At 57.5% G+C, this 21,366-nt stretch carries 25 protein-coding genes; 7 read left to right on the plus strand and 18 right to left on the minus strand.

The annotated features are described in order from the left end of the window. Positions 1 to 51: 51 nt before the first annotated feature. Positions 52 to 1,296 carry a tryptophan permease gene (gene mtr / locus QFI97_RS04210; protein WP_095099861.1) on the plus strand — a complete coding sequence of 415 codons (1,245 nt, stop codon included), beginning with the start codon at positions 52 to 54 and terminating at the stop codon, positions 1,294 to 1,296. Positions 1,297 to 1,349: 53 nt separating this feature from the next. Here mtr and QFI97_RS04215 read toward each other — a convergent pair whose 3' ends face one another. The 3 genes from QFI97_RS04215 to ubiU all read right to left on the minus strand — a co-directional run bounded on the left by QFI97_RS04215 (position 1,350) and on the right by ubiU (position 4,383). Next, positions 1,350 to 2,357, minus strand: a complete 1,008-nt coding sequence (locus tag QFI97_RS04215; RefSeq protein WP_331834973.1) for a luciferase-like monooxygenase — start codon at positions 2,355 to 2,357, stop codon at positions 1,350 to 1,352. A 143-nt stretch (positions 2,358 to 2,500) separates the two neighbouring features. Then, positions 2,501 to 3,379, minus strand: a complete 879-nt coding sequence (locus QFI97_RS04220; protein WP_095099856.1) for a U32 family peptidase — start codon at positions 3,377 to 3,379, stop codon at positions 2,501 to 2,503. Positions 3,380 to 3,387: 8 nt separating this feature from the next. After that, positions 3,388 to 4,383 (minus strand): ubiquinone anaerobic biosynthesis protein UbiU, encoded by a 996-nt coding sequence (gene ubiU / locus QFI97_RS04225; RefSeq protein ID WP_095099853.1) that lies wholly within the window; start codon positions 4,381 to 4,383, stop codon positions 3,388 to 3,390. Positions 4,384 to 4,604: 221 nt separating this feature from the next. Here ubiU and ubiT point away from each other — a divergent pair, with 221 nt between their 5' ends. Together ubiT and QFI97_RS04235 are read left to right on the plus strand one after the other, a co-directional pair. Beyond that, complete coding sequence (gene ubiT, locus QFI97_RS04230) at positions 4,605 to 5,129, plus strand: ubiquinone anaerobic biosynthesis accessory factor UbiT (RefSeq protein WP_095099851.1); 525 nt, start codon at positions 4,605 to 4,607, stop codon at positions 5,127 to 5,129. Further along, entirely contained in the window at positions 5,123 to 5,626 is a 504-nt protein-coding gene (locus tag QFI97_RS04235; RefSeq protein WP_095099848.1) for a GNAT family N-acetyltransferase, read from the plus strand. The genes ubiT and QFI97_RS04235 overlap by 7 nt, the downstream gene beginning before the upstream one ends. Here QFI97_RS04235 and QFI97_RS04240 read toward each other — a convergent pair. Then, the gene (locus QFI97_RS04240; RefSeq protein WP_095099845.1) at positions 5,613 to 5,897 is read right to left on the minus strand and encodes a GIY-YIG nuclease family protein; all 285 of its coding nucleotides are present in this window, start codon (positions 5,895 to 5,897) and stop codon (positions 5,613 to 5,615) included. The genes QFI97_RS04235 and QFI97_RS04240 overlap by 14 nt on opposite strands. Positions 5,898 to 5,952: 55 nt before the next feature. On the opposite strand from QFI97_RS04240, the gene QFI97_RS04245 reads away from it, so the two are divergent. The 3 genes from QFI97_RS04245 (at position 5,953) to QFI97_RS04255 (ending at position 8,213) form a co-directional block, all read left to right on the plus strand. Then, positions 5,953 to 6,390, plus strand: a complete 438-nt coding sequence (locus QFI97_RS04245; RefSeq protein WP_095099842.1) for a YhbP family protein — start codon at positions 5,953 to 5,955, stop codon at positions 6,388 to 6,390. Between the two features lie 91 nt (positions 6,391 to 6,481). Beyond that, complete coding sequence (locus QFI97_RS04250) at positions 6,482 to 7,126, plus strand: NAD(P)H-binding protein (RefSeq protein ID WP_331834970.1); 645 nt, start codon at positions 6,482 to 6,484, stop codon at positions 7,124 to 7,126. Positions 7,127 to 7,172: 46 nt separating this feature from the next. Then, positions 7,173 to 8,213 (plus strand): permease, encoded by a 1,041-nt coding sequence (locus QFI97_RS04255; RefSeq protein ID WP_095099836.1) that lies wholly within the window; start codon positions 7,173 to 7,175, stop codon positions 8,211 to 8,213. A 50-nt stretch (positions 8,214 to 8,263) separates the two neighbouring features. Here QFI97_RS04255 and dolP read toward each other — a convergent pair whose 3' ends face one another. Genes dolP through QFI97_RS04275 form a run of 4 tightly spaced genes read right to left on the minus strand, consistent with a single transcriptional unit; the run spans position 8,264 to position 11,918 of the window. Then, complete coding sequence (gene dolP, locus QFI97_RS04260) at positions 8,264 to 8,839, minus strand: division/outer membrane stress-associated lipid-binding lipoprotein (RefSeq protein WP_045856646.1); 576 nt, start codon at positions 8,837 to 8,839, stop codon at positions 8,264 to 8,266. A 9-nt stretch (positions 8,840 to 8,848) separates the two neighbouring features. Next, a complete protein-coding gene (gene diaA, locus QFI97_RS04265) occupies positions 8,849 to 9,439 on the minus strand; it encodes a DnaA initiator-associating protein DiaA (RefSeq protein ID WP_041147373.1) in 591 nt (196 codons plus the stop codon). 23 nt (positions 9,440 to 9,462) lie between these two features. Next, a complete protein-coding gene (locus QFI97_RS04270) occupies positions 9,463 to 9,849 on the minus strand; it encodes a YraN family protein (protein ID WP_346430613.1) in 387 nt (128 codons plus the stop codon). Continuing rightward, on the minus strand, positions 9,807 to 11,918 hold the full coding sequence (locus QFI97_RS04275) for a penicillin-binding protein activator (protein ID WP_346430614.1): 2,112 nt from the start codon (positions 11,916 to 11,918) through the stop codon (positions 9,807 to 9,809). Before QFI97_RS04275 ends, QFI97_RS04270 begins: the two co-directional genes overlap by 43 nt. A gap of 63 nt (positions 11,919 to 11,981) precedes the next feature. Between QFI97_RS04275 and rsmI the strand changes: the two genes are divergently transcribed. Next, entirely contained in the window at positions 11,982 to 12,845 is an 864-nt protein-coding gene (gene rsmI, locus QFI97_RS04280; protein WP_095099828.1) for a 16S rRNA (cytidine(1402)-2'-O)-methyltransferase, read from the plus strand. A 50-nt stretch (positions 12,846 to 12,895) separates the two neighbouring features. Here the strand turns inward: rsmI and QFI97_RS04285 are convergent, their stop codons facing one another. The 10 genes from QFI97_RS04285 to agaW form a co-directional block, all read right to left on the minus strand. Continuing rightward, positions 12,896 to 13,606: a galactosamine-6-phosphate isomerase gene (locus tag QFI97_RS04285; protein ID WP_346430615.1), complete on the minus strand. Its 711-nt coding sequence runs from the start codon at positions 13,604 to 13,606 to the stop codon at positions 12,896 to 12,898. Beyond that, complete coding sequence (gene agaD, locus QFI97_RS04290; protein WP_095099821.1) at positions 13,607 to 14,398, minus strand: PTS galactosamine transporter subunit IID; 792 nt, start codon at positions 14,396 to 14,398, stop codon at positions 13,607 to 13,609. Further along, positions 14,388 to 15,191: a PTS galactosamine transporter subunit IIC gene (gene agaC / locus QFI97_RS04295; RefSeq protein ID WP_346430616.1), complete on the minus strand. Its 804-nt coding sequence runs from the start codon at positions 15,189 to 15,191 to the stop codon at positions 14,388 to 14,390. Before agaC ends, agaD begins: the two co-directional genes overlap by 11 nt. Positions 15,192 to 15,243: 52 nt before the next feature. Further along, positions 15,244 to 15,720 (minus strand): PTS galactosamine transporter subunit IIB, encoded by a 477-nt coding sequence (agaB, locus tag QFI97_RS04300; protein WP_095099814.1) that lies wholly within the window; start codon positions 15,718 to 15,720, stop codon positions 15,244 to 15,246. Positions 15,721 to 15,786: 66 nt separating this feature from the next. Continuing rightward, a complete protein-coding gene (gene kbaY / locus QFI97_RS04305; protein ID WP_095099812.1) occupies positions 15,787 to 16,665 on the minus strand; it encodes a tagatose-bisphosphate aldolase subunit KbaY in 879 nt (292 codons plus the stop codon). A 12-nt stretch (positions 16,666 to 16,677) separates the two neighbouring features. Continuing rightward, positions 16,678 to 17,832 (minus strand): SIS domain-containing protein, encoded by a 1,155-nt coding sequence (locus QFI97_RS04310; protein WP_095099809.1) that lies wholly within the window; start codon positions 17,830 to 17,832, stop codon positions 16,678 to 16,680. Between the two features lie 301 nt (positions 17,833 to 18,133). Continuing rightward, positions 18,134 to 19,267: an N-acetylglucosamine-6-phosphate deacetylase gene (nagA, locus tag QFI97_RS04315; protein ID WP_095099806.1), complete on the minus strand. Its 1,134-nt coding sequence runs from the start codon at positions 19,265 to 19,267 to the stop codon at positions 18,134 to 18,136. Beyond that, on the minus strand, positions 19,264 to 19,698 hold the full coding sequence (agaF, locus tag QFI97_RS04320; protein WP_095099803.1) for a PTS galactosamine/N-acetylgalactosamine transporter subunit IIA: 435 nt from the start codon (positions 19,696 to 19,698) through the stop codon (positions 19,264 to 19,266). Before agaF ends, nagA begins: the two co-directional genes overlap by 4 nt. 17 nt (positions 19,699 to 19,715) lie before the next feature. Continuing rightward, positions 19,716 to 20,594 (minus strand): PTS N-acetylgalactosamine transporter subunit IID, encoded by an 879-nt coding sequence (agaE, locus tag QFI97_RS04325; RefSeq protein ID WP_346430617.1) that lies wholly within the window; start codon positions 20,592 to 20,594, stop codon positions 19,716 to 19,718. Beyond that, entirely contained in the window at positions 20,584 to 21,363 is a 780-nt protein-coding gene (gene agaW, locus QFI97_RS04330; protein WP_095099797.1) for a PTS N-acetylgalactosamine transporter subunit IIC, read from the minus strand. Before agaW ends, agaE begins: the two co-directional genes overlap by 11 nt. Between the last annotated feature and the right edge of the window lie 3 nt (positions 21,364 to 21,366).

Genomic DNA, 21,366 nt, shown 5'->3' on the forward strand with positions numbered 1-21,366 from the left:
GTGCTGCACGCTAACGATGAGCAAAGTATTATTGACTGGAGATTACGCTAAATGGCGACACTAACCACTACGGCATCGCGCCCGTCCTTATTCGGCGGCGTGGTGATTATCGGCGGAACCATTATTGGCGCGGGCATGTTCTCGCTGCCGGTAGTTATGTCCGGCGCGTGGTTCTTCTGGTCGCTGGCGGCTCTGGTTTTCACCTGGTTCTGCATGCTGCATTCCGGGCTGATGATTCTGGAAGCCAACCTGAATTACCGCATTGGGTCCAGCTTCGATACCATCACCAAAGATCTGCTCGGCAAGGGCTGGAACCTGATTAACGGCGTGTCGATTGCCTTTGTGCTCTATATTCTGACCTACGCCTACATCTCGGCTAGCGGCTCAATTCTGCATCATACCTTTTCCGAGATGTCGCTCAACGTTCCGGCGCGAGCGGCAGGATTTGGCTTTGCCCTGCTGGTGGCGTTTGTCGTGTGGCTGAGTACCAAAGCGGTAAGCCGAATGACGGCGATTGTTCTGGGGGCGAAGGTCATTACGTTCTTTCTGACCTTCGGGAGCCTGCTGGGGCACGTACAGCCGACGACGTTGTTCAACGTTGCCGAACAAAACGCATCCTATATGCCGTACCTGCTGATGACCCTGCCGTTCTGCCTGGCATCCTTCGGCTATCACGGCAACGTCCCAAGCCTGATGAAGTACTACGGCAAAGATCCCCGCACCATTACCCGCTGTCTGGTCTACGGCACGCTGCTGGCGCTGGGGCTGTACGTAATCTGGCTGCTGGTGACCATGGGCAATATCCCGCGCGCGGAGTTTATCGGCATCGCGCAGAAGGGCGGTAACATTGATGTGCTGGTACAGGCGCTGAGTGGCGTGCTGAACAGCCGCAGCCTGGATCTGCTGCTGGTGGTGTTCTCAAACTTTGCGGTGGCCAGCTCGTTCCTCGGAGTTACGCTGGGACTGTTTGACTATCTGGCTGACCTGTTCGGTTTTGATGACTCTGCGCTGGGGCGCTTTAAGACCGCGATCCTGACCTTCGTACCGCCGGTTATCGGCGGCCTGCTGTGGCCGAACGGCTTCCTGTATGCCATCGGCTATGCGGGACTGGCGGCAACGATCTGGGCGGCAATCGTCCCGGCTCTGCTGGCCCGCGCATCGCGTAAACGCTTCGGTAGCCCACAATTCCGCGTTTGGGGTGGAAAGCCGATGATTGCGCTGATCCTGTTATTCGGCGTCGGCAACGTTATCGTGCACTTCTTATCGAGCTTTAACCTACTGCCGGTTTATCAATAAATTCGTCAGCTTCCCGGCTGGGGCTACGCTCAGCCGGGAAGCTGCGACAGATGTTAACCCAATAATTCCTCTTTCACCTGCATCGCCAGCTCAAACGAGTGCAGGCGCGCCTGATGATCGAAAATCTGGCCGTTAACCATCAGCTCGTCGGCCTGCGTTTCGCGCAATATCGACTCCAGACCGTGACGTACCTTCGCTTTATCCCCAACCAGAGACATGCTCAGCGCCTGCTGTACGCCGTATTGCTCGGAGGCGGACCACAGCTGGTGCATATTCTCCACCGGCGGCGGCAACTGGCCGGTTTCACCGCGGCGTAGCTTAGCGAAAGCCTGCTGCATTGAGGTGAACAGGAACTCCGCATCGCGGTTGCTGTCGGCGGCAATAATATTGATGCAGACCATCGCGTACGGTTTTTCCAGCCGCGCGGAGGGCTTGAAATGAGTACGGTAGAGGTGCAGGGCCTGGAACAGCATCTCCGGCGCAAAGTGCGAAGCGAAGGCAAACGGCAGGCCGAGCTGCGCTGCCAGCTGGGCGCCGTAGAGGCTGGAGCCAAGCAGCCACACCGGGATCTGCTCGCCATAGCCGGGCACCGGGCGCACGTGCGGATTCGGGTCGCGGGCATCGAACCAGTCAACCAGCTCCGCAACATCGCGCGGGAAGTTATCGACGTCACCGCTCATATGGCGGCGCAGCGCGCGCATGGTGGGCTGATCGCTACCCGGGGCGCGCCCGAGACCGAGGTCGATACGGCCGGGGTAGAGGGTATTCAGCGTGCCAAACTGTTCGGCAATCACCAGCGGCGAGTGGTTGGGCAGCATCACGCCGCCGGAACCGAGGCGCAGGGTGCGGGTGTTGGCCGCCAGATAGCCGATAAGCACCGAGGTCGCGGCGCTGGCAATACCGACCATATTATGGTGCTCTGCCAGCCAGTAGCGGTGATAGCCGCGTTTTTCAGCCAGCTGCGCCAGGTCTAACGAGTGGGAGAAGGCTTCTTTTGCCGAAGAACCCTGCGGGATCGGCGCCAGATCGAGCACCGAGAACGGAACAGATTTGTCAGTCATAAAGGCTCACTTTGCTACAGCATAGTCATCAGATTGAAGGTCTTCTTCCAGCCTGGCGCATCCGGGACGCGCTGGCCAGAAAAGCTGCGACTTCAATAGTGCATTAAAAAGTGATGATAGCTATTAACAAAGTGAGCGGTTTATCAGCTCTGTAATTCCAGTCCTGCCAGCCGCTTCCAGTAACCATTGCACTCGCTGTTGGCGGTGAGCGGCAGCGGCGAGGCGCCGTTTTCGTTTGCCCGGAAGGCGTCAAGCATGGCAAAGACGTTGTTATCCAGCGCCGACAGGCGAACCATATCGACCAGGCCGCGCATCGACGCCAGCTCGTTACCAAGGTTATAGACGTATCCGCTCATGGTCTGAATGCCGTTGAGCACGAACACCTGCTGGTTTTCCTGCGAAAGCACGTCGCGCCCGTTGGGGTATTTGATGCAGCAGGTTTCACACTCATCCTTCGGTTTGTCTTCAGAGCGGGCGGTAAAGCAACGCGCAGAGTAGGCCAGCGGCAGATGGCCATAACTCAGCACTTCAACCTCGAACTGCTTGCGGATCCCCAGCTCTTCACACTGCGTCAGCAGGTTCATCAGCCAGTCGCGGGAAAGCTCGACCGGCATGCACCAGCGCACCATTCCCTGCCTGAGCAGCAGGCGCAGGGTCACGGCGTTATAGCAGTTGAGCGCATGGCCGGCGACAAACGGCAGCTTACGCTCAGCGCACATATTGACGACGCCCAGATCGCTGGCCTCAATCAAAAACTCGCCGTTCTCGACGTAGCGTTTTAGCTCCCCCAGCTCAGAGGAGGCCTGAACCAGGGCTAGGGTCGAGAGGACCACCTGCTTACCGCTGGCCGCCAGCATTTTCGCCATATCGATCCAGTCGCCGACCTTGGTCGCGCGGCGCTTGCTGCACACCGCTTCGCCGAGATAAATCGTGTCGGCGCTACAGCCTGCCGCCTGCTGATAAAAATCTTCCAGCGTCTCTTTTGGCCAGTAATACAGCACCGGCCCTAACGAATATTTCATCACGTTTCTCACTGCCATTTACGGTGATATGCGCCAAGGGTGGTTTGCGTCCCCTCGGACATTGAGCCGAGAGTCTCCATCCATGCGGATTGTGGGACAAAATCTTGTGGGGAGGCCTTGCAGCGATCGATTGCCTGACGCCAGACTTTCGCCACCTGGGTGACATAGGCCGGGCTGCGCTGTCGGCCCTCAATTTTCACCGAGGCAATATTCGCCGCCATCAGCTCCGGCAGCAGCTCAAGGGTATTCAGGCTGGTTGGCTCTTCCAGCGCGTGATAGCGCTCGCCGTCCACCAGATAGCGGCCTTTACATAGGGTGGGGTAGCCGGCATTTTCGCCGTCCTGATAACGGTCAATCAGGACTTCGTTAAGGCGTGACTCCAGGCCCTGCGGAGTCTGCTGCCAGCGAACGAAGCGCGCGGGCGAACAGGCGCCGACGGTATTCGGCGACTCGCCGGTCAGATACGAGGAGAGATAGCAGCGGCCTTCCGCCATAATGCACAGGCTGCCGAAGGCGAAGACCTCCAGCGGAACCGGGGTGACGCGCGCCAGCTGCTTGACCTGGTGGATGGAGAGCACGCGCGGCAGCACCACGCGGGCGACGTCGAAATTGCGGTGATAGAAGCGCACCGCCTCTTCGTTGGTCGCAGACGCCTGAACCGAAACGTGACGCTCAATATGCGGATAGCGCTCGGCGGCATATTCCAGCATGGCGATATCGGCGAGGATCAGGGCATCGGCTCCCAGCTGGGCGGCCATATCCACCGCGCGCTGCCAGCGGGCGTAGCCGTCCGGGTGGGCGAAGGTGTTGATCGCAATATGCAGCTTGCGGCGATGCTGATGGACGAAGCTGACGGCTTCCTGCAGCTTCTTTTCGGTGAAATTAAGACCGGCAAAGTGGCGGGCGTTGGTGTCATCTTTCAGCCCGATATACACGGCATCGGCACCGTTTTCGATGGCCGCCTTAAGCGCCGGGAGGTTACCGGCTGGGCAGAGCAGCTCCATAATTTTTCCTGAAAAACGCGGCCTGTCGGCGACGCTGAATGGTTAATGAGCAGGGATTTTAGTTAACCTTCTGGTGACAATTTTTGATTTGAGGCAGTTAAAAGCGTATTGGCGGCGCCAATAATAGGTACCCGTCATGGTGATTTTGTTGATTTACGCCGCTATGTTGTTTATTTGATATGGCACAATAGCGGAACTGTCGCTTTCATGGAGTAAAGCTTGTGTTGGATAAATTGCGTTCCCGGCTGGTCCACTTTGGCCCGTCTTTGATGAGCGTGCCGGTTAAGCTGGCGCCTTTTGCCCTCAAGCGTCAGGTGCTGGAACAGGTGCTCAGCTGGCAGTTTCGTCAGGCGCTGGCGGATGGAGAGCTGGATTTTCTCGAGGGTCGCTGGTTAAGTATAAATGTGCGCGATATTGGCCTGCTGTGGTATACCTCAGTAAACGAGGGTCGGCTGGTGGTTAGCCCAACGGCAGAGGCGGACGTCAGCTTTAGCGCTGATGCCAGCGATCTGCTGATGATTGCGGCGCGTAAGCAGGACCCGGATACGCTATTCTTCCAGCGTCGGCTGGTTATCGAAGGCGATACAGAGCTGGGGCTGTATGTAAAAAACCTGATGGATGCCATTGAGCTGGAGCAGATGCCGAAAGCGCTGCGCATAATGCTGCTGCAACTGGCGGATTTTGTTGAAGCAGGCTTAAACAGCCCGCGGAAACCTGAACAGACATCGGTAGGTGAGGCATGCTGATTCGAGTTGAAATTGGAATTGATGCACCGGGAATCGACGCTCTGCTGCGCCGAACCTTCGGCGGCGATGCCGAAGCGCAACTGGTGCACGATTTACGGGAAGACGGCCTGATCACGCTAGGCGTGGTGGCAACGGACGATGAAGGTCAGGTTATTGGCTACGTGGCCTTCAGCCCGGTCTCCGTAGAAGGCGAAGAGCTGCAGTGGGTTGGCATGGCGCCGCTGGCGGTAGAAGAGAGCTACCGTGGTCAGGGGATCGGTCGCCAGCTGGTCTATGAAGGGCTGGATTCGCTGAATGAATTTAGCTACGCCGCGGTCGTTACGCTCGGCGAACCGGCGCTGTATGGCCGCCTGGGCTTTGAACCGGCCGCGCGTTTTGATCTGCGCTGCCGCTGGCCGGACACCGCTGAGGCGTTTCAGGTACATCCTCTGGCCGACGACGCGCTGGAAGGGGTACACGGACTGGTTGAGTACAGCGACCACTTCAATCGCTTCTAAGGCTCTCCAGCAGGGTTTCAAACGAGCCATCTCCGGCAACGAGGCGCTCTTTCTGGCGCTTCGTTAGCTGCTTGATGCGATACTCCAGCCGTAGTGCTAGTGAGTGTTCACCAACTTCCTGACTAAAGGCCAGCTGCAGCACGCCTTTCCCACGTAAAGCTTTCGCTCCTTTGCCATCCTGATGCTGGCAAAAGCGACGAGAGACGTCGGTGGTAATCCCGGTATAGAGGCGATTATCGGCGGTACGAATCAGATAGAGAAACCAGCGCACGGTCCAAAGGTCGGTATGTTAAGGTGTGTGCACCATAGCATACTGGAGAAAAAAGATGGATACGCTTGCCGCGATCGGCCGCTGGCTGAGCAAACAGCACGTCATCACCTGGTGCGTCGCCAGCGAGGGCGAGCTCTGGTGTGCCAATGCTTTCTATATTTATGATCCTGAAAACGTAGCATTTTATCTCCTTAGCGATGAAAAAACTCGCCACGGGCAAATGACCGGCGAGCGCGCTAAGGTTGCCGGGACGGTGAATGGTCAGCCGAAAACCGTGGCGCTGATCCGCGGAGTTCAGTTTAAAGGTGAAATCCGCCGGCTCCACGGAGAAGAGGAGGCAGAGATGCGTCAGCGCTACGTGAGGCGCTTTCCGGTTGCCCGCGCGCTACCGGCAGCGGTGTGGGAAATCCGCCCCGACGAGCTCAAGTTTACCGACAATACCCTCGGCTTCGGCAAGAAGCTGCACTGGCAGCGCGACGCTGCGATAGAGTAATTCCCCCTGCAAACGTGCAAATCCTTCCTTTTCTTGCATACTTTTTCTCAGGCTATCCGCCGCCTGTCGCGGCGGGACTTCAGGAGACATCATGAGCCAGGTGCTGATAACAGGCGCGACCGGTTTGGTTGGCGGGCACTTACTTCGAATGCTGGTGAGCGAACCGACTATTTCGGCGATAACCGCGCCCACTCGCCGCCCGCTGGCGGATACGCAAGGCGTATTTAATCCCCATGACCCTCAGCTGAGCGACGCGTTGGCCCAGGTCGTTGACCCGATAGACACCGTCTTTTGCTGCCTGGGCACGACCCTGCGCGATGCGGGGAGCAAAGCGGCCTTTATCCATGCTGACTATACGCTGGTGGTGGATACGGCGCTGACCGGGCTACGGCTGGGGGCAAAGCATATGCTGGTCGTCAGCGCCATGGGCGCCGACCCGCATTCGCTGTTTTTCTACAACCGCGTCAAAGGGGAAATGGAGCAGGCGCTGCGCGCCCAGGCGTGGCGGAATCTGACGATCCTTCGCCCCTCTATGCTGCTGGGCGAGCGTGATAAAAAACGCGCGAATGAAGTGCTGATGGCGCCGCTGTTTCGCCTGCTGCCGGGGAACTGGAAGTCTATCGATGCCCGCGACGTCGCGCGGGGGATGCTCAGTGAAGCGCTCGCGCCCTCCCAGGAAGGCGTCACCGTTCTGCCATCGGCAAAATTGCGTGAAATCGCCGCCGGCGAGGCGTAGTATTCAGCGCTTCGCTTTATAACCATATTTCTTGCTGGGGAATGCTATGGCCGATCGGTCTTCATCTCAGGCGGCATCATCTTTTCAATGGTGGAAGCCCGCGCTCTTTTTCCTCGTTGTCATCGTCGGCCTGTGGTTTGTCAAATGGCAGCCATATTACGGTAAGGCCTTCACTGCCGCAGAAACGCACAGCATTGGAAAATCTATTCTGGCCCAGGCCGATAGCAATCCGCTAAAAGCCGCGTGGGATTACGCGCTGGTCTACTTCCTGGCGGTCTGGAAAGCGGCGGTGCTGGGCGTGCTGCTGGGTTCGCTGATTCAGGTGCTGATCCCGCGTAACTGGCTGCTGCGCACCCTCGGGCAATCGCGTTTTCGCGGTACGTTGCTGGGGGCGATTTTCTCTCTGCCCGGCATGATGTGCACCTGCTGCGCCGCGCCGGTGGCGGCAGGCATGCGTAAACAGCAGGTGTCGATGGGCGGCGCGCTGGCGTTCTGGATGGGTAATCCGCTGCTGAACCCGGCGACGCTGGTGTTTATGGGATTTGTGCTCGGCTGGCAGTTTGCCTTGATTCGCCTGGTGGCTGGCCTCGCGACCGTGCTGGTGGTGGCGACGCTGGTACAAAAATGGGTTCAGGAAGCCGCTACTCAGCCGGCAGTCGTGCCCGACCTTTCCCCACAAATTGCTGAGGGCGGTTTTTTCAGCCGCTGGCTGCGGGCGCTGTGGACGCTGTTCTGGAACACGATCCCGGTCTATATTCTGGCGGTGCTGGCGCTGGGGGCCGCGCGCGTCTGGCTGTTCCCGCACGCCGACGGCGTGGTCGGTAACACGCTGTTCTGGGTCATTGCGATGGCGATAGCCGGCTGCCTGTTCGTTATCCCGACGGCGGCGGAGATCCCTATCGTACAGACCATGATGCTGGCGGGAATGGGGTTTGCGCCAGCGCTGGCTCTGCTGATCACGCTGCCTGCGGTCAGCGTACCGTCGCTGATTATGCTGCATAAGGCGTTTCCGGCGAAGGCCCTTTGGCTGACCGGCGGGCTGGTGGCGCTGTGCGGCGCGGTTGTTGGCGGGCTGGCGTTAATCTGATGATTTTACCGGGCTACAAAGCACAAGGTTTGTAGCCCGGTAAGCGGTGCTTATTTGATATAGGTAAACGCGGTTGTTACGCGAGAAACGCCGCTTACCCGGCTGGCGATATCCGCCGCCGCGCGACCTTCGCGGTCGGTAACCAGCCCCATCAGGAACACTTCTCCGTTCTCGGTTGTCACCTTCACGTTTGATGATTTAACCTGGTCAGTGCCCAGCAGCTGGGAGCGCACCTTGGTGGTAATCCAGGTATCCGAAGAGGCGGTCCCTAAGCCTATCGGCTGACCCTGACGCACTTCATTAAAGACTTCCGTGGTTCCTTCGACGCCCATCGCAATTTGCTTCGCGCGCGCGGAGAGATCGGCCACCGGAGATTGACCGGTCAGCAGCACTTTGCCCTGGTAGGCGGTGACGTTAATGCGGGCCTGCTTCTTAATTTGTTCATCTTTCGACAACGCGCTGTTGACGCGTAGCTCAAGCGTACTGTCATCGACCTGTGTGCCGACCGTCCGCGGGTCCGTTGCGGCTTTGGTGCCGACTGCTGCCGTTCCGACTACTGCTGCGGCAACGCATCCCTGAAGCAGTAGCGCAGAAAGAAGGATGGCGAGGGGCGAGAGAGCCTTCATGTGTTCTCCTTATTCGTCCTGGTGTGGAAAAAGCGTGTTATCAATCAAATCACACAGACAGTTGACGGTAAGCATATGCATTTCCTGAATACGCGCGCTGCGATGTGAGGGAATGCGAATTTCGACGTCCTGCTGACCCAGCAGGCCAGCCAGCTCACCGCCGTCATAGCCGGTTAACGCAACGATGGTCATATCGCGAGTGACGGCCGCTTCAACGGCTTTCACGATATCCCGACTATTGCCGCGGGTGGAGATCGCCAGCAGTACGTCGCCGGCGTGCCCAAGCGCGCGCACCTGCTTGGCGTAAACCTCGTCATGCAGGCGATCGTTGGCTATTGCCGTTAAGACCACATTATCGGTATTTAGTGCAATGGCAGGTAAACCAGGGCGCTCCGTTTCGAAACGATTGATCATGCTGGCAGCAAAATGCTGTGCGTTGGCGGCAGAGGTGCCATTGCCACAACAGAGGATTTTGTTGCCGTTGAGAAGTGACTGCACGAGGGTCATCGCCGCGCGGGAGATGGCGTCCGGGAGTGCTTCCGCTGCTGCAATTTGGGTTTGAATGCTTTCAGTGAAGCAGGCTTTAATTCTATCGAGCACGGGATCCCTTAAATTCGTTTACGCTATTCGCCAAAGGCGTTTTTCAGCCATTGGATGTCGTTTCCGGTGAAGGCTACCACATCGAAACGGCAATCCACAGTATCAAAGCTCCCATTATGTCGGGAGAGCCACAGACGCGCGGCATGGAGGAGTCGTTGTTGCTTTTTCAGCGTGACGCTGGAGGCGGCATCACCGTAGCTTGCGCTACGACGATAGCGCACTTCAACAAATACGGTAACCGCCCCGTCGCGCATAATAAGGTCAATCTCGCCGCCCCGTTCGCGAACGTTGGCGGCGGTAAAACGCAGTCCCTGACTTTCCAGCCAGCGGCGGGCCTGGGCTTCCCAGGCGTCGCCGGTTTGTTTGGTTAGTTGGCTGCGACGATCTGTCCGCGCTGGTACTTGAGCCATGACAGTTTCCTGTTGATCACGCAGTCCTGCGTGGCCGTCAGATCGCCGGTGTTACCGTTCAGCTCAAAGCCCGGTACCTGACGTATTTGCGAGAAATGGTTGGCCAGTGACCAGGCATCGGCGCCCATCGCATACAGGCGAGCCAGCGAGTAGTCGTTACGCACGGCGGACAGCGCCTGCTGCATCAGCGCCGGGTTGCTGCCTGCCAGCATTGGGATTTCGCTGTACTGCAAGCCGTCCATTTCCAGACGGAAATCCGGGCCTGCTGTGCCCTGAGCGCTGCGGGAGCTGGCGTACAGCGTCACGTTGCTTTGGCTACCGTTGCGCAGGGCGATCATCGGTTTGATGTAGCCAATTTGTTCCGGCGTCGCCAGGATCCATGCGGCATCGACGCTGCCGCCGCTGCTGACCGGCACGTCGCTCGGGCTACCCAGCGCGCTGTCCTGGGCGGAAGGCAGGGTCGACACCGGGCTACCGGTTAACGAGATGCCGCTGTTGACGCTGGACTTCAGCTCAGAGGTTGAGCCAAAACGCTGCTCTAAAACCGTGCCGCCGCCGATCTTAAGCCACTCGTTGGCAAAGGCGCTGACCACGCGATCGCCCAGCGATCCGCGTGGAACCAGCAGCAGCGGAGTCTGTTTGCCCTGATCGTGAATATGGTGTGCCGCATCGCGCGCTTCGTCTTCCGGAGAGAGGGCGAAATAGCAGATATTGGCGCGGTTCTCGACTTTTTCCGGCTGGTTCAGCGCAAGGACGTTCAGCGAGGTGTTGCTTTTAATGACCTCTTCCACGTTGTTTTTGAGCAACGGCCCAACGACGATGGTAGCGCCGTCCTGCTGCACCTGGGCCAGCAGCTGGCTCATCGGCTGGCTGGTTGTGTCATAGATTTTCAGTTCGGCGGCAGGGTTCGCCGGGGTTGAGGCAACCGGCTGGGTCTGCGGCGCCGTAACCGGCGGCTGAGCGGCGTCGGCAGGCGCGGCGCTGGTGGCGGCCGGCGTAGCGCCCTGTGCGGCCGCCGGATCGGCGGTGGGTGCCGCGGTCGGCGCCGTCGCCTGGTCCGCTGCCGGAGTCTGTACCGGCGCCTGAGCGGCGTTTGCGGAGGTGAGATCGCTGATTTCCGCCTGCGACGGGCTGACTACTTCGCTACCGGCGGCGTTTGCCGCCTGTGCGACCTGCGCAGGCACCGCGCTTCCGGCAACCGCCGGGGCGCCGTTTTTCGCCGCTTCAAATCCCTGCTGGATCGTGCGGCCAAATACAGCGGCCTGGCCGTTTAGCGGCAGCAGCAGGGCGATTTTATTGGTTGATGCCGGCTTATAATTTTGCATATTCACCAGCGCCGTCGGCAGCATTTTAGCGCCCGGGTTCTGCGGGTAGCGGGTCTGCCAGTCTTTCACCCCGGCTTTGAGCAGGGTCGGATCGTTACGATTATCAAACCACATGCGCTGCAGATCCAGCCAGCCCTGCAGGACGTTCTCGTCGGCATTGATAACCAGCGCGTTGGCCTGATCCTGGGTCATCGAAGTCAGCGCTTTCCAGGTCTCGTCGATATTCTTCTGCTGCTGTTTCGGCTGGCTTAGCAGCGGCTGCTGGGCGATAAGTGCGCGCAGCAGGGTAATCGACGGGCGTCCCTGGCTGGCATCGATTTGCGCCTGCCAGTAGCGGGGCTGCTGATTCGTCTCGAAGCTTGCCGGATCGAGCTTGCTCAGCAGCGCCTGAGCGCCCGGGAAATCGTTCTGAGCCAGCTTAACTTCGACCGCCAGAAGCGACTGCTCGCGGGCCTGAGTTTTATCGAGGTTAGCCGGCAGCTGGTTGAACAGATCGATGGCCTGCTGCTTTTTGCCCTCCTGCAGCAGTGCACGAATGGCGAGTAATTGCCAGTTGGTCTTGCTATCATTCGAGCTTTGCTGCATTTGCTGCAGGTAGTAACTGGAGTTTGCCTGTGCCGTACCCTGTAAAAACGCCGTGCTTTGATCCGGGGTATGGGTGCCGCAGCCAGCGAAGATCAGAGCAGCCAGCAGTACGGGCAGACAACGCGCGGGTTTAGAACGAAGAAATGTTGACGGTACCATATGTATCCAGTGATATTTTTTTGGCTCAATGCTCAATATTAATTCGGCAATACGGACGAGACAATGAAACAACACGAATCAGCAGATAATTCTCAGGGGCAGCTCTATATTGTGCCCACGCCGATAGGTAATCTGTCTGATATCACGCAGCGTGCGCTGGAGGTGTTGCAAGCCGTTGATTTAATTGCTGCAGAAGATACCCGCCATACCGGTTTACTGCTCCAGCATTTTGGAATTAACGCCCGATTATTTGCCCTGCACGACCATAATGAACAGCAAAAAGCTGAAACACTTCTGGCAAAATTGCAGGACGGGCAAAACATCGCGCTGGTATCTGATGCCGGTACCCCGCTGATCAACGATCCCGGCTATCATCTGGTGCGCACCTGCCGCGAAGCCAATATCCGCGTGGTGCCGCTGCCGGGGCCGTGCGCAGCGATTGCCGCTCTGAGCGCGGCGGGCCTGCCGTCCGACCGCTTCTGCTATGAAGGCTTTCTGCCGGCAAAGTCGAAGGGGCGTCGCGATACGCTGAAGGCGCTGGAAGAAGAGCCGCGGACGATTATTTTCTATGAATCCACCCACCGCCTGCTGGAGAGCCTGGAAGATATCTGCACGGTGCTGGGAGAGTCCCGCTACGTGGTGCTGGCGCGCGAACTGACTAAAACCTGGGAATCTATCCACGGCGCGCCAATCGGCGAGCTGCTGGCGTGGGTGAAGGAAGATGAGAACCGTCGTAAAGGCGAAATGGTGCTGATCGTCGAAGGATTCAAAGCCCAGGAAGAGGCCCTGCCAGCGGACGCGCTGCGTACGCTGGCCTTGCTGCAGGCGGAGCTGCCGCTGAAAAAAGCCGCCGCGCTGGCCGCTGAAATTCACGGCGTGAAGAAAAACGCGCTGTACAAGCACGCGCTGGAGCAGCAGGGCGAGTAGATTGCCCTGTATTCAATAAGCCGGGCGGGAGCAGCTCCGCCCGGCTGCTCCTACATTGCGTAGTACAAACAGGTTGCCTGCGAGTGTAGCCACAGGAACGATGCCGGAACGCGAGTTGATACTTTCCCTTCTCTGAACGCGGCGAACGCCTGCTGTTTTCCCTCACCTGCAACCAGCAGTAACACCTCTTTTGCCGCCAGAATATCCCTAAGACCGAGGGTGATCCCCTGCTCGACGGGCGCTGACGCCTGTTTCAGCATATCGTGCAGGCGGGTACGCTCATCGAGATAGGTAATATGGCAGGCGGGTTCCAGGACGTCATCCGGTTCGTTAAGCCCTAAATGGCCGTTCTTACCTATCCCCAACAGGCAAAGGTCTAAACCGCCACACCGTGCAATCTGTTCAACAACCCGTTGGCATTCCTGTTCGTCAGCCTTATCGGAAGCAAACGCAATATAGCGATCGGGCGTGACGGCGAGCGGCAGGATAATCTGCTGCTGCAAAAACGCTTCGCAGGTCGCCGGGTTATCGGCTGACAGGCCAACCCATTCGTCGAGCTTCACGAAGATGACCCGACTGGTATCCGCTTTTTGTGCCAGCGCCTTTTCAACAAACATTTGATAGGCCAGCAGCGGCGTCGCGCCCGTCGCCAGACAAATCACCGCGTCGGGCTTACGCTTAATGAGCGCCAGCAATCGCTCGCTGACCTCCTCGCTCAGCGCACGGTAATCGCTCAGTTCCTGAAACGTCATCCTGCTCATTTACAAAATCCCCAGCGCGGAACCCAGAATCGCCAGCACGAAGGTGACGGCAATCAGCAATACAGGGTGCGCTTTTTTCACCCGCAGCAGGTAATACATCAGCAGGGTATAGCCCATTGGTAAGATGTTTGGGAACACCTTGTCGAAAAAGTCCTGCTGCAGCGCAACGTTATGCGTGGCGTCGATGGCAAAGGTGGTGACGACGTTAATATGCACGTAGGACGCAATCAGGCCGCCAATTACCGTGATACCAAGTATCGTCGCCGAACGGGCGATCATCTGCGAGTTTTCCCGTACCTTATCGATCGCTTTTATCCCCACCGAATAGCCGACATGCGTCCAGCCCACGCGCAGGAAGAAGATGGCAAGATAGACCGCGAAGAACAAAATAGGCCCCAGCAGGTTGCCCTGGCTGGCGAAGGAGGAGCAGATCCCGGCCATAATCGGCAACAGGGTGAACCAGAATATTGCGTCGCCGATGCCGGCGATAGGTCCGAAAAGCGCGACTTTCAGCCCTTTGATGGTGCTGCGGTCTTCGCCTTTTTCTTCCATTGAAATCAGCAGACCCATCAGGAAGCCTACCAGGTTCGGGTGCGTGTTAATGAATTCCAGATGATCCTTCATGGCGGCGCTGAGGCCTTCTTTGTCGCCTTTGTAGATCTTCTTCAGGATCGGCAGCATTGCCCACGTAAACCCACCGGCCTGCATACGCTCATAGTTAAAGCTGGCCTGAAGCAGAGAGGAGCGAAACCCCAGGCGAGTAATGTCTTTTTTACTAATTTCAGATCCCATTGCTGTAATCCTCTGCATCGTTTTTCTGGGTTGTCGCCTGCGCCTGGGCGGCATTTTTAGCTTTGGCATTAAAGAATTCATAGACCGCAAACCCGGCGCCTAATACCGCAACCGGCAGCAGGTTACTGACCTGGATATAGCATACGAACAGGAAGCCGGCGATGAGGTAAGGGATGTATTGGGCTTTGAACATGACGCGCAGCAGCAGGCCAAAACCTACCGCGGGCAGTATGCCGCCAGCGACTTCAAAACCATGCGTCAGCCAGGCCGGCATGGCTTTTACCAGCGCCTGCATCGCGCCCTGCGCAAGATAGGTACAGAGAAAGGCGATAACCGCATAGGAGCAGGCGACAATGAGCGTTGTGGTCCAGTTAAGACGGGAGAATGCCGCCGTATTAGCTTCTTTCGCGCACTTATCGGCTTTTGACATAAAGAGTGAAAATGCCGAGTAGAAAAACAGAATGATGTACTGCATCAGCAGGCTAAACGGCAGACCTAAACCAATTGCGGTTTTCGCGTCCACCCCGGTTGTCCAGGCGATGACGGTCGTCATTACGCCTGCCATAATAGGGTTCGGCGGCTGCACGCCTCCGGCAGGCGTCAGGCCTGCAAAAGCCAGCTCGGTGAGGCCGCCGGTGATCAAACCAATATGGATATCGCCAAGAATCGCTCCGGTAAGGGTACAGACAATAATCGGACGAAAAAGGAACAGTGCTTCCAGCCAAAAATCTATCCCAAGAACAAAAACTAACGCGGCCAGGGATATTCCCTGAAGGAGTGTAATTTCGTGCATTTTGTTGCCTCGTAATGGTGACTTTAGCTATTAGAATACCGAGACTCTGCAATTAATCAGGAATGCCCTCTTTCGCATCACCAGGAACGTCCTGAATAAATAGATTAACGCCGCTGCGCTTGATAAATCGTAGATCGTCTAAATCACGATCATCGACATATACCTTGCTGCTGATCTGTTTTTTCCCCTCAGAGAAATGCATATTTCCTACGTTGACATCTTTTAACGACAGGCCGCCTTCGATCAGCTTTCTGACAATGGCCGGAGTGCGGCAGATTAGAAAAATCTTTTGATGAGGGGCTGCCTTTGAAATGATCGCGACTGTTTTCTCGATAGAGAAAAAACGAATGCCGAAGCCATAGGTATCAGCGGTAATGCCCATTAGCTTTTGCTGTATATCGTCATTTGCGACTTCATCATCCACGACAATCAGTAAGTTAGCGCCAATGGTTGATGTCCATGTGACGCCAACCTGTCCATGTACCAGGCGGTTATCAATACGGGTTAATAAAATATTTGGAGTACTCATATTAGTAATTCCTGCCGATATAGGCTGCGAGTTACGCGTTGTTGAAATAATATAATTATGTTTAATTTACGAAAGGGATGGCGAACAGGTCACTAATTTATTCGCTGAGCCGCAGACGTTGATTTTGCTTTTTACCACTTCTTTCATGGCGTCCATCCCGACACGCATGTAATAGCGTGGGTCATTGCCATCAGGATGTTCGCCAAACCATTGTTTTACGGCACCGGAAAACGCGATTTTCAGCTCGGTTGCCACATTGACTTTGCAGACCCCGAGTTCGATGGCGCGACGCACATACTCATCAGGCACATCGCTGGCACCGTGGAGTACCAGAGGAACGTCGACCACCTGACGAATTTCGCCTAAGCGCTGGAAGTCGATTTTTGGACGTTTGGTATAGAGCCCATGTGCGGTACCGATAGCTACGGCGAGACTATCAACACCCGTCAGCTCAACAAAGCGTTTTGCTTCCTGCGGATCGGTCAAAAACGCGCTTTCAGCATCAACGCTCATATCATCTTCCACCCCGCCCAGGCGACCGAGTTCAGCCTCTACGCTGCAATCGCGCGCGTGGCAAAAATCCACGACCGATTTCACCAGCTTCACGTTCTCATCGAAAGGGAAGTGGCTACCGTCGATCATCGCGCTACGCACACCGGCGTTAACCTTGCGGCGGATATCGTCCAGAGTTTCATGGTGATCGAGATGCAGCGCCAGAGGCATCTCATAGCTGGTGGAGTAAGCGCTGCACAGCGCGTAGATCTCCTCCAGCGCGATATGTTTGAAGGTACCCGGCGTACCGGCGAGGATCACCGGCGATCGCATCTCGCTGCAGACTTCGAGGATCGCCTGGATCGTCTCGGCGTTATGAATGTTAAATGCAGGTATCGCATAGCCTTTTGCCTGGGCATCCAGCAGAAGATATTTCGTAGAAATAATGCTCATGATGCGCTCCTCTCAAGCATTCCAGGGGTGAATGACGACGCCTTGCACCACGCGGTTAACCGTACCGCTGGCGGAAGGGGTATCCGGGGTATTGCCAACGCTGATGGACTGCGCGAGCGCGAACGCCTGGGCATACATCAGGAAGCAGAAAGCCTGCTCGACATCGATAAAAGCGCGGGAAGGCGGCAGCAGGATGTGCGGACCCGCAGTGACAGGGGCTGCGGCTTCGGCGGCAATCGCCACCACGCGCATTGCCTGTTTGTCGCGACGCAGTTCAGCCAGCAGGTCGAGGTCGTACTGGCGCGTGTACGGGTGGCTGGAGACAAACACCACCACCAGCGTTTCGTTATCCACCAGTGATTTCGGCCCGTGACGAAAGCCGGTTGGGGAGTCATAAAACGCCGCCAGTTTACCGGCGGTCAGCTCGAGGACCTTGAGGGCCGATTCGCGCGCCGCACCCTGTAATCCGCCGCTGCCGAGATAGACGATCCGTCGCCACGGCTCATTGCCAAATACGCTGCCGCTAAATTCGCCGAGCGAGGTGAGGATCGTCTGACAACGATCCGCCACGTCGCGGAAGGTCCTGCTGTTGATCGCTTCGGGCGCGAACACCGCAAGGCAGCTCGCCATCATGGTGGTAATACTGCTGGTCATCGCGAAGCCGCGGTCGTGCGTTTCTGTCGGCATCAGTAGCGCAAAGGCGTTGTCGCTGTTTACCGCGTTTTGATACAGGCTGCCGGCTTCATTACAGGTAATCGACAGGTGGTAACAGTTCGGGACGAACTGATTGGCCAGCTCTACGGCGGCGACGCTCTCCGGGCTATTGCCGGAGCGGGCGAAGGAGACCAGCAGCAGAGGGTGCGCGGCGTTCAGGTAGTCCATAGGATTGGTTACCAGATCGGTCGTTGGCACCGCGCTGATGTTTTTTCCGGTGTGACGCGATAGCCAGGGCGAAACGATCTCACCGATAAAGGCGGAGGTTCCTGCCCCCGTCAGAACAATTCGCAAATCGTCTTTACGCAGCAATGGCGCGAGGAAGTCGTCGATCGCCGAACGGAGATTGTCGATGTTGGTCAGCGAGCGGAGCCAGCTGGCGGGCTGTTGACGGATTTCGGCTTCTGTCCAGGTGCCGGTCGCGGCGGAGGTTGCGGTATAGGTTTCAGGCATAACTCAGTCCTTAGTCGTGTGAATTCCACATCAGACGCTGGCAAAATTGTCGCTATCTTTCGTTTCGTTTCACTTATTCATGTAATCAGTTAAATAAAATTTATAGCAAAGAAATCGAAAGTTCAATCAAAGAAACAAGAAATAAAATGAAAACTGTGATCAAAAAGCAATGAATTTATATATCTATATGATAAATATATTTTTTTAATTAAATAATCGCGGGGATTGACGCTATTTTCGCAAGAAAAAGAAAGGCCTTGCGCGCAGAGGGCGAAGGCCAACATGACACATAATGAAAGGGCTAAAGGGGGAGAGCCTGGCCCTGAATCCAGATTTGCTGAAGGTGTAGCCTGTCGTTTAGCGCAATAACATTCGCGCATTTCCCCGTGCGTAACGATCCCAATCGGTCGTCGATACCCAGCAGGCGGGCGGGGTGCAGCGAAGCCATATGGATGGCATCTTCCGGCGCAGCACCCGCCAGCTCGACCATGTTGCGAACGGCCGCATCAAGCGAGAGCGTACTGCCTGCGAGGCTACCGGAGGCCGTTCGTACGATACCGCCGCGCATCTCCACCGCTTCGCCGCAGAGCGAATAGCGGCCATCGGGCATACCGGCTGCCTGCATCGCATCGGTGATCAGGACAATGCGTTGCCCGGCGCAGCAGCAACACAGACGCATGGCGGCGGGATGGACATGATGCCCGTCGGCAATAAGCTCCAGCCACGCCTGCGGCGTGGTGAACCCGGCGCCGACCATGCCCGGTTCCCGGTGATGTAATCCGCTCATCCCGTTGTAGCAGTGCACCAGCCCGTCGGCGCCGGCAGCGAAGGCGGCACGGGTCTGGTCATAGGTGGCGGCGCTATGGCCCAGCATCACCCGCACGCCCTGCCGTTTAAGATGATGAATCGCCGCTATTGCCCCCGGCTTTTCCGGCGCCAGCGCCACCACCCGCAGGGTTCGTCGCGAGCAGGTAATCAAGGAGTCCAGCTCGGCGACGTCCAGCTCGCGGAACAGCTCAGGCGGATGGGCGCCTTTATTCTGCGGAGTGAAGTAGGGTCCTTCCAGATAGCTGCCCAGCACCTGCGCGCCGGGGCCACCGGAAAGCACTCGCCGGGCGATGCGTTCCAGCGCGCCGTGGATGGCCGGCAGCGGTGCGGTGACGGTGGTCGGCAGCCAGGCGCCGACCCCCTCGCGCGCTTTATATATTGCCAGCCTGTCGAGCGCGTCCGGCGTTTCGTCCATCACATCAATACCCGCGCCGCCGTGGACGTGAATATCGATGTAAGCCGGGCAAAGCAGATCGGCGTCGCGAGCGGTCACGCCGGCGGGAACCGGCTCGACTGCGGTGATGACGCCAGCTTCTATACGCAACTGATGATCGGCAAGCCAGCCCTGCTCGGTCAGCAGGCGTCTGGCGCGCAGAATCTGCGTCATATCCCTTCCTCTACCGGTTTCTCTTCGCGACAGCGCGCGAGCTCGTCGACCAGGCTGGTTAACCCGCGGTGCCCGCACTCCAGCGCCTGCAGACGAAACGCCTCGCCGTTCAGGCCCTCACGTTCCAGCACCATTTCCAGCAGCAGCTGCAGATTGGTGCCGGTGATCACTTCCCTCCCTGGTTTTTGCATCGCCAGCGTTGAGGCCACGCGAAACGGCGTCCCGCCCAGCAGGTCCGTCAGAAAAACGATATCGTCTTCAGCGTCCAGCTGGCTCACCGCCTGCTCAAGCTGTGAGGTGAGCAGTGCGGTCGTTGAGGTTTCCGGAAAATCGATAGCGATAAACTGCGACTGCTCGCCCAGTATCTGTTTCATCGCCATTGCCATACCGCTGGCAAAGCCGCCATGACCCGTCAAAATAATACCTAACATCGCATACCTCTTTGTATTTACAGAAAGTGGCAGAATTTACCCACGACACCCAGTACGACGGTGAGCGCGATGAGTCGCAGCGGGCTCCAGCCGCGGCGCACCAGCCAGAACATGGTCAGGGTATAAACCAGCGGTAGAAACGCCGGCATCAGCTTATCGATAACATCCGTTTGCAGTTTCACCACCGCATCACCTGCGGTGATCTCCAGCGTGGTGCTGAGGCGAACATAGGTTGCCACCAGCGCGCCAATCACCGTCATCCCGACGATTGACGCCGCGTGCCCGACCTTTTTGGTATTGGCTTTAATTAACGGTATCGCCGCCACGCCCATACGATAAGCATAGTGCGCAAGGCCAAAGCGCAACCCGAGATGCACCACGTTAAACAGCACAATAAACACCACCGCGCCGAGGATAGAACCTTGCAGCGCGAGGCTGGCGCCAATGCCGCCGCAAATCGGCAGCAGCGTCAGCCAGAACATCGCATCGCCAATCCCGCCCAGCGGGGCGCCGACGGCGATTTTAGTGCTCTGGATGCTGTTGACGTCCTGCTTGGAGCGCTCCATCGCAAGGATGATGCCGATGACAAAGGTCACCAGGAACGGGTGGGTGTTGAAGAACCCCATATGACCTTTCATGGCGCGTGCCAGGTCGCGTTTGTTGGTGTGGATCTTTTTCAGCGCCGGCAGCAGGCCGTACAGCCAGCCGGACGCCTGCATACGTTCGTAGTTGAACGAGGCCTGCAGAAGCATAGAGCGCCAGGCGACGCGGTTAATATCTTTTTTCGTCAGCTCCGCACCGAGGGTCTGCTCTTCGTAGACGTTTTCATTTACGCCGGAAAGCAGCGTCTCTTCGGAGGTGGAGGCGCCTGGCAGAGTGGTTTGATTAGATGCCATCTTCGAATTCCTCTTTCTGTGCCGCCGGCGCAGCCGGTTCCGGAGATTTGCGCAGCAGGTCAATGAGCGCCATCGCCAGCGCCGCGGCGGCAATCGCCAGCACCGGTAGCTTCAGCCATGCTGCGGCGACAAAGCCGATGATAAAGTAGGGGATATAGACGTTTTTCATCATGATTTTCAGCAGTACGGCGAAGCCGATAGCCGGCATGATGCCGCCCGCCACGCCGAGGCCGTCAATCAGGCGCTCCGGTAGCACATCGATGGCGGTTTTCGCATGTTCCGCCCCGAAAAAGATAGGCAGGAAGGCGCAGAGAAAATAGAAGATCCCTAACGCCAGCAGGGCCAGATAGTTCACTCGCTCAATACCCCTGGTATCGGCGTTTGCCGCCATGCGGTCGCAGCGGGACATCACGCCGGACATCACCGAGAACAGGAAGGTGATCCCCATCTGTACCGCGACGGCGAAGGGGACGGCGACGCCGACGGCGACATCAGGCTTCACGCCTGTGGTAATGGCAAAGGTGGTACCGACGATAGTGCCGATAATCACGTTTGGCGGCTGGGCGCCCGCCAGCGGGGCCAGCCCCATCCAGACCAGCTCCAGCGTGCCGCCGGTTAAAATACCGGTATGCAGATCGCCCAGAATCAGGCCCACCAGCGGGCCGAGGACCACCGGACGGTGCATATGGGTTAACCCGTTGAACATATCCAGGCCGGCAATAAAGGCAAGAATACCTAATGCAAAAGCCTGCAACAGACTGATTTCCATTAT

The organism is Klebsiella scottii, from assembly GCF_036561945.1.
Classification (GTDB): Bacteria; Pseudomonadota; Gammaproteobacteria; order Enterobacterales; family Enterobacteriaceae; genus Klebsiella; species Klebsiella scottii.

Bases quoted from the DNA above. Each gene is read 5' to 3' on its own strand.
- mtr (WP_095099861.1), top strand. From the start codon at position 52: ATGGCGACACTAACCACTACGGCATCGCGCCCGTCCTTATTCGGCGGC.
- QFI97_RS04215 (WP_331834973.1), bottom strand. From the start codon at position 2,357: ATGACTGACAAATCTGTTCCGTTCTCGGTGCTCGATCTGGCGCCGATC.
- QFI97_RS04220 (WP_095099856.1), bottom strand. From the start codon at position 3,379: ATGAAATATTCGTTAGGGCCGGTGCTGTATTACTGGCCAAAAGAGACG.
- ubiU (WP_095099853.1), bottom strand. From the start codon at position 4,383: ATGGAGCTGCTCTGCCCAGCCGGTAACCTCCCGGCGCTTAAGGCGGCC.
- QFI97_RS04235 (WP_095099848.1), top strand. From the start codon at position 5,123: ATGCTGATTCGAGTTGAAATTGGAATTGATGCACCGGGAATCGACGCT.
- QFI97_RS04245 (WP_095099842.1), top strand. From the start codon at position 5,953: ATGGATACGCTTGCCGCGATCGGCCGCTGGCTGAGCAAACAGCACGTC.
- QFI97_RS04250 (WP_331834970.1), top strand. From the start codon at position 6,482: ATGAGCCAGGTGCTGATAACAGGCGCGACCGGTTTGGTTGGCGGGCAC.
- QFI97_RS04255 (WP_095099836.1), top strand. From the start codon at position 7,173: ATGGCCGATCGGTCTTCATCTCAGGCGGCATCATCTTTTCAATGGTGG.
- dolP (WP_045856646.1), bottom strand. From the start codon at position 8,839: ATGAAGGCTCTCTCGCCCCTCGCCATCCTTCTTTCTGCGCTACTGCTT.
- QFI97_RS04270 (WP_346430613.1), bottom strand. From the start codon at position 9,849: ATGGCTCAAGTACCAGCGCGGACAGATCGTCGCAGCCAACTAACCAAA.
- QFI97_RS04275 (WP_346430614.1), bottom strand. From the start codon at position 11,918: ATGGTACCGTCAACATTTCTTCGTTCTAAACCCGCGCGTTGTCTGCCC.
- rsmI (WP_095099828.1), top strand. From the start codon at position 11,982: ATGAAACAACACGAATCAGCAGATAATTCTCAGGGGCAGCTCTATATT.
- QFI97_RS04285 (WP_346430615.1), bottom strand. From the start codon at position 13,606: ATGAGCAGGATGACGTTTCAGGAACTGAGCGATTACCGTGCGCTGAGC.
- agaD (WP_095099821.1), bottom strand. From the start codon at position 14,398: ATGGGATCTGAAATTAGTAAAAAAGACATTACTCGCCTGGGGTTTCGC.
- agaC (WP_346430616.1), bottom strand. From the start codon at position 15,191: ATGCACGAAATTACACTCCTTCAGGGAATATCCCTGGCCGCGTTAGTT.
- agaB (WP_095099814.1), bottom strand. From the start codon at position 15,720: ATGAGTACTCCAAATATTTTATTAACCCGTATTGATAACCGCCTGGTA.
- kbaY (WP_095099812.1), bottom strand. From the start codon at position 16,665: ATGAGCATTATTTCTACGAAATATCTTCTGCTGGATGCCCAGGCAAAA.
- QFI97_RS04310 (WP_095099809.1), bottom strand. From the start codon at position 17,832: ATGCCTGAAACCTATACCGCAACCTCCGCCGCGACCGGCACCTGGACA.
- nagA (WP_095099806.1), bottom strand. From the start codon at position 19,267: ATGACGCAGATTCTGCGCGCCAGACGCCTGCTGACCGAGCAGGGCTGG.
- agaF (WP_095099803.1), bottom strand. From the start codon at position 19,698: ATGTTAGGTATTATTTTGACGGGTCATGGCGGCTTTGCCAGCGGTATG.
- agaE (WP_346430617.1), bottom strand. From the start codon at position 20,594: ATGGCATCTAATCAAACCACTCTGCCAGGCGCCTCCACCTCCGAAGAG.
- agaW (WP_095099797.1), bottom strand. From the start codon at position 21,363: ATGGAAATCAGTCTGTTGCAGGCTTTTGCATTAGGTATTCTTGCCTTT.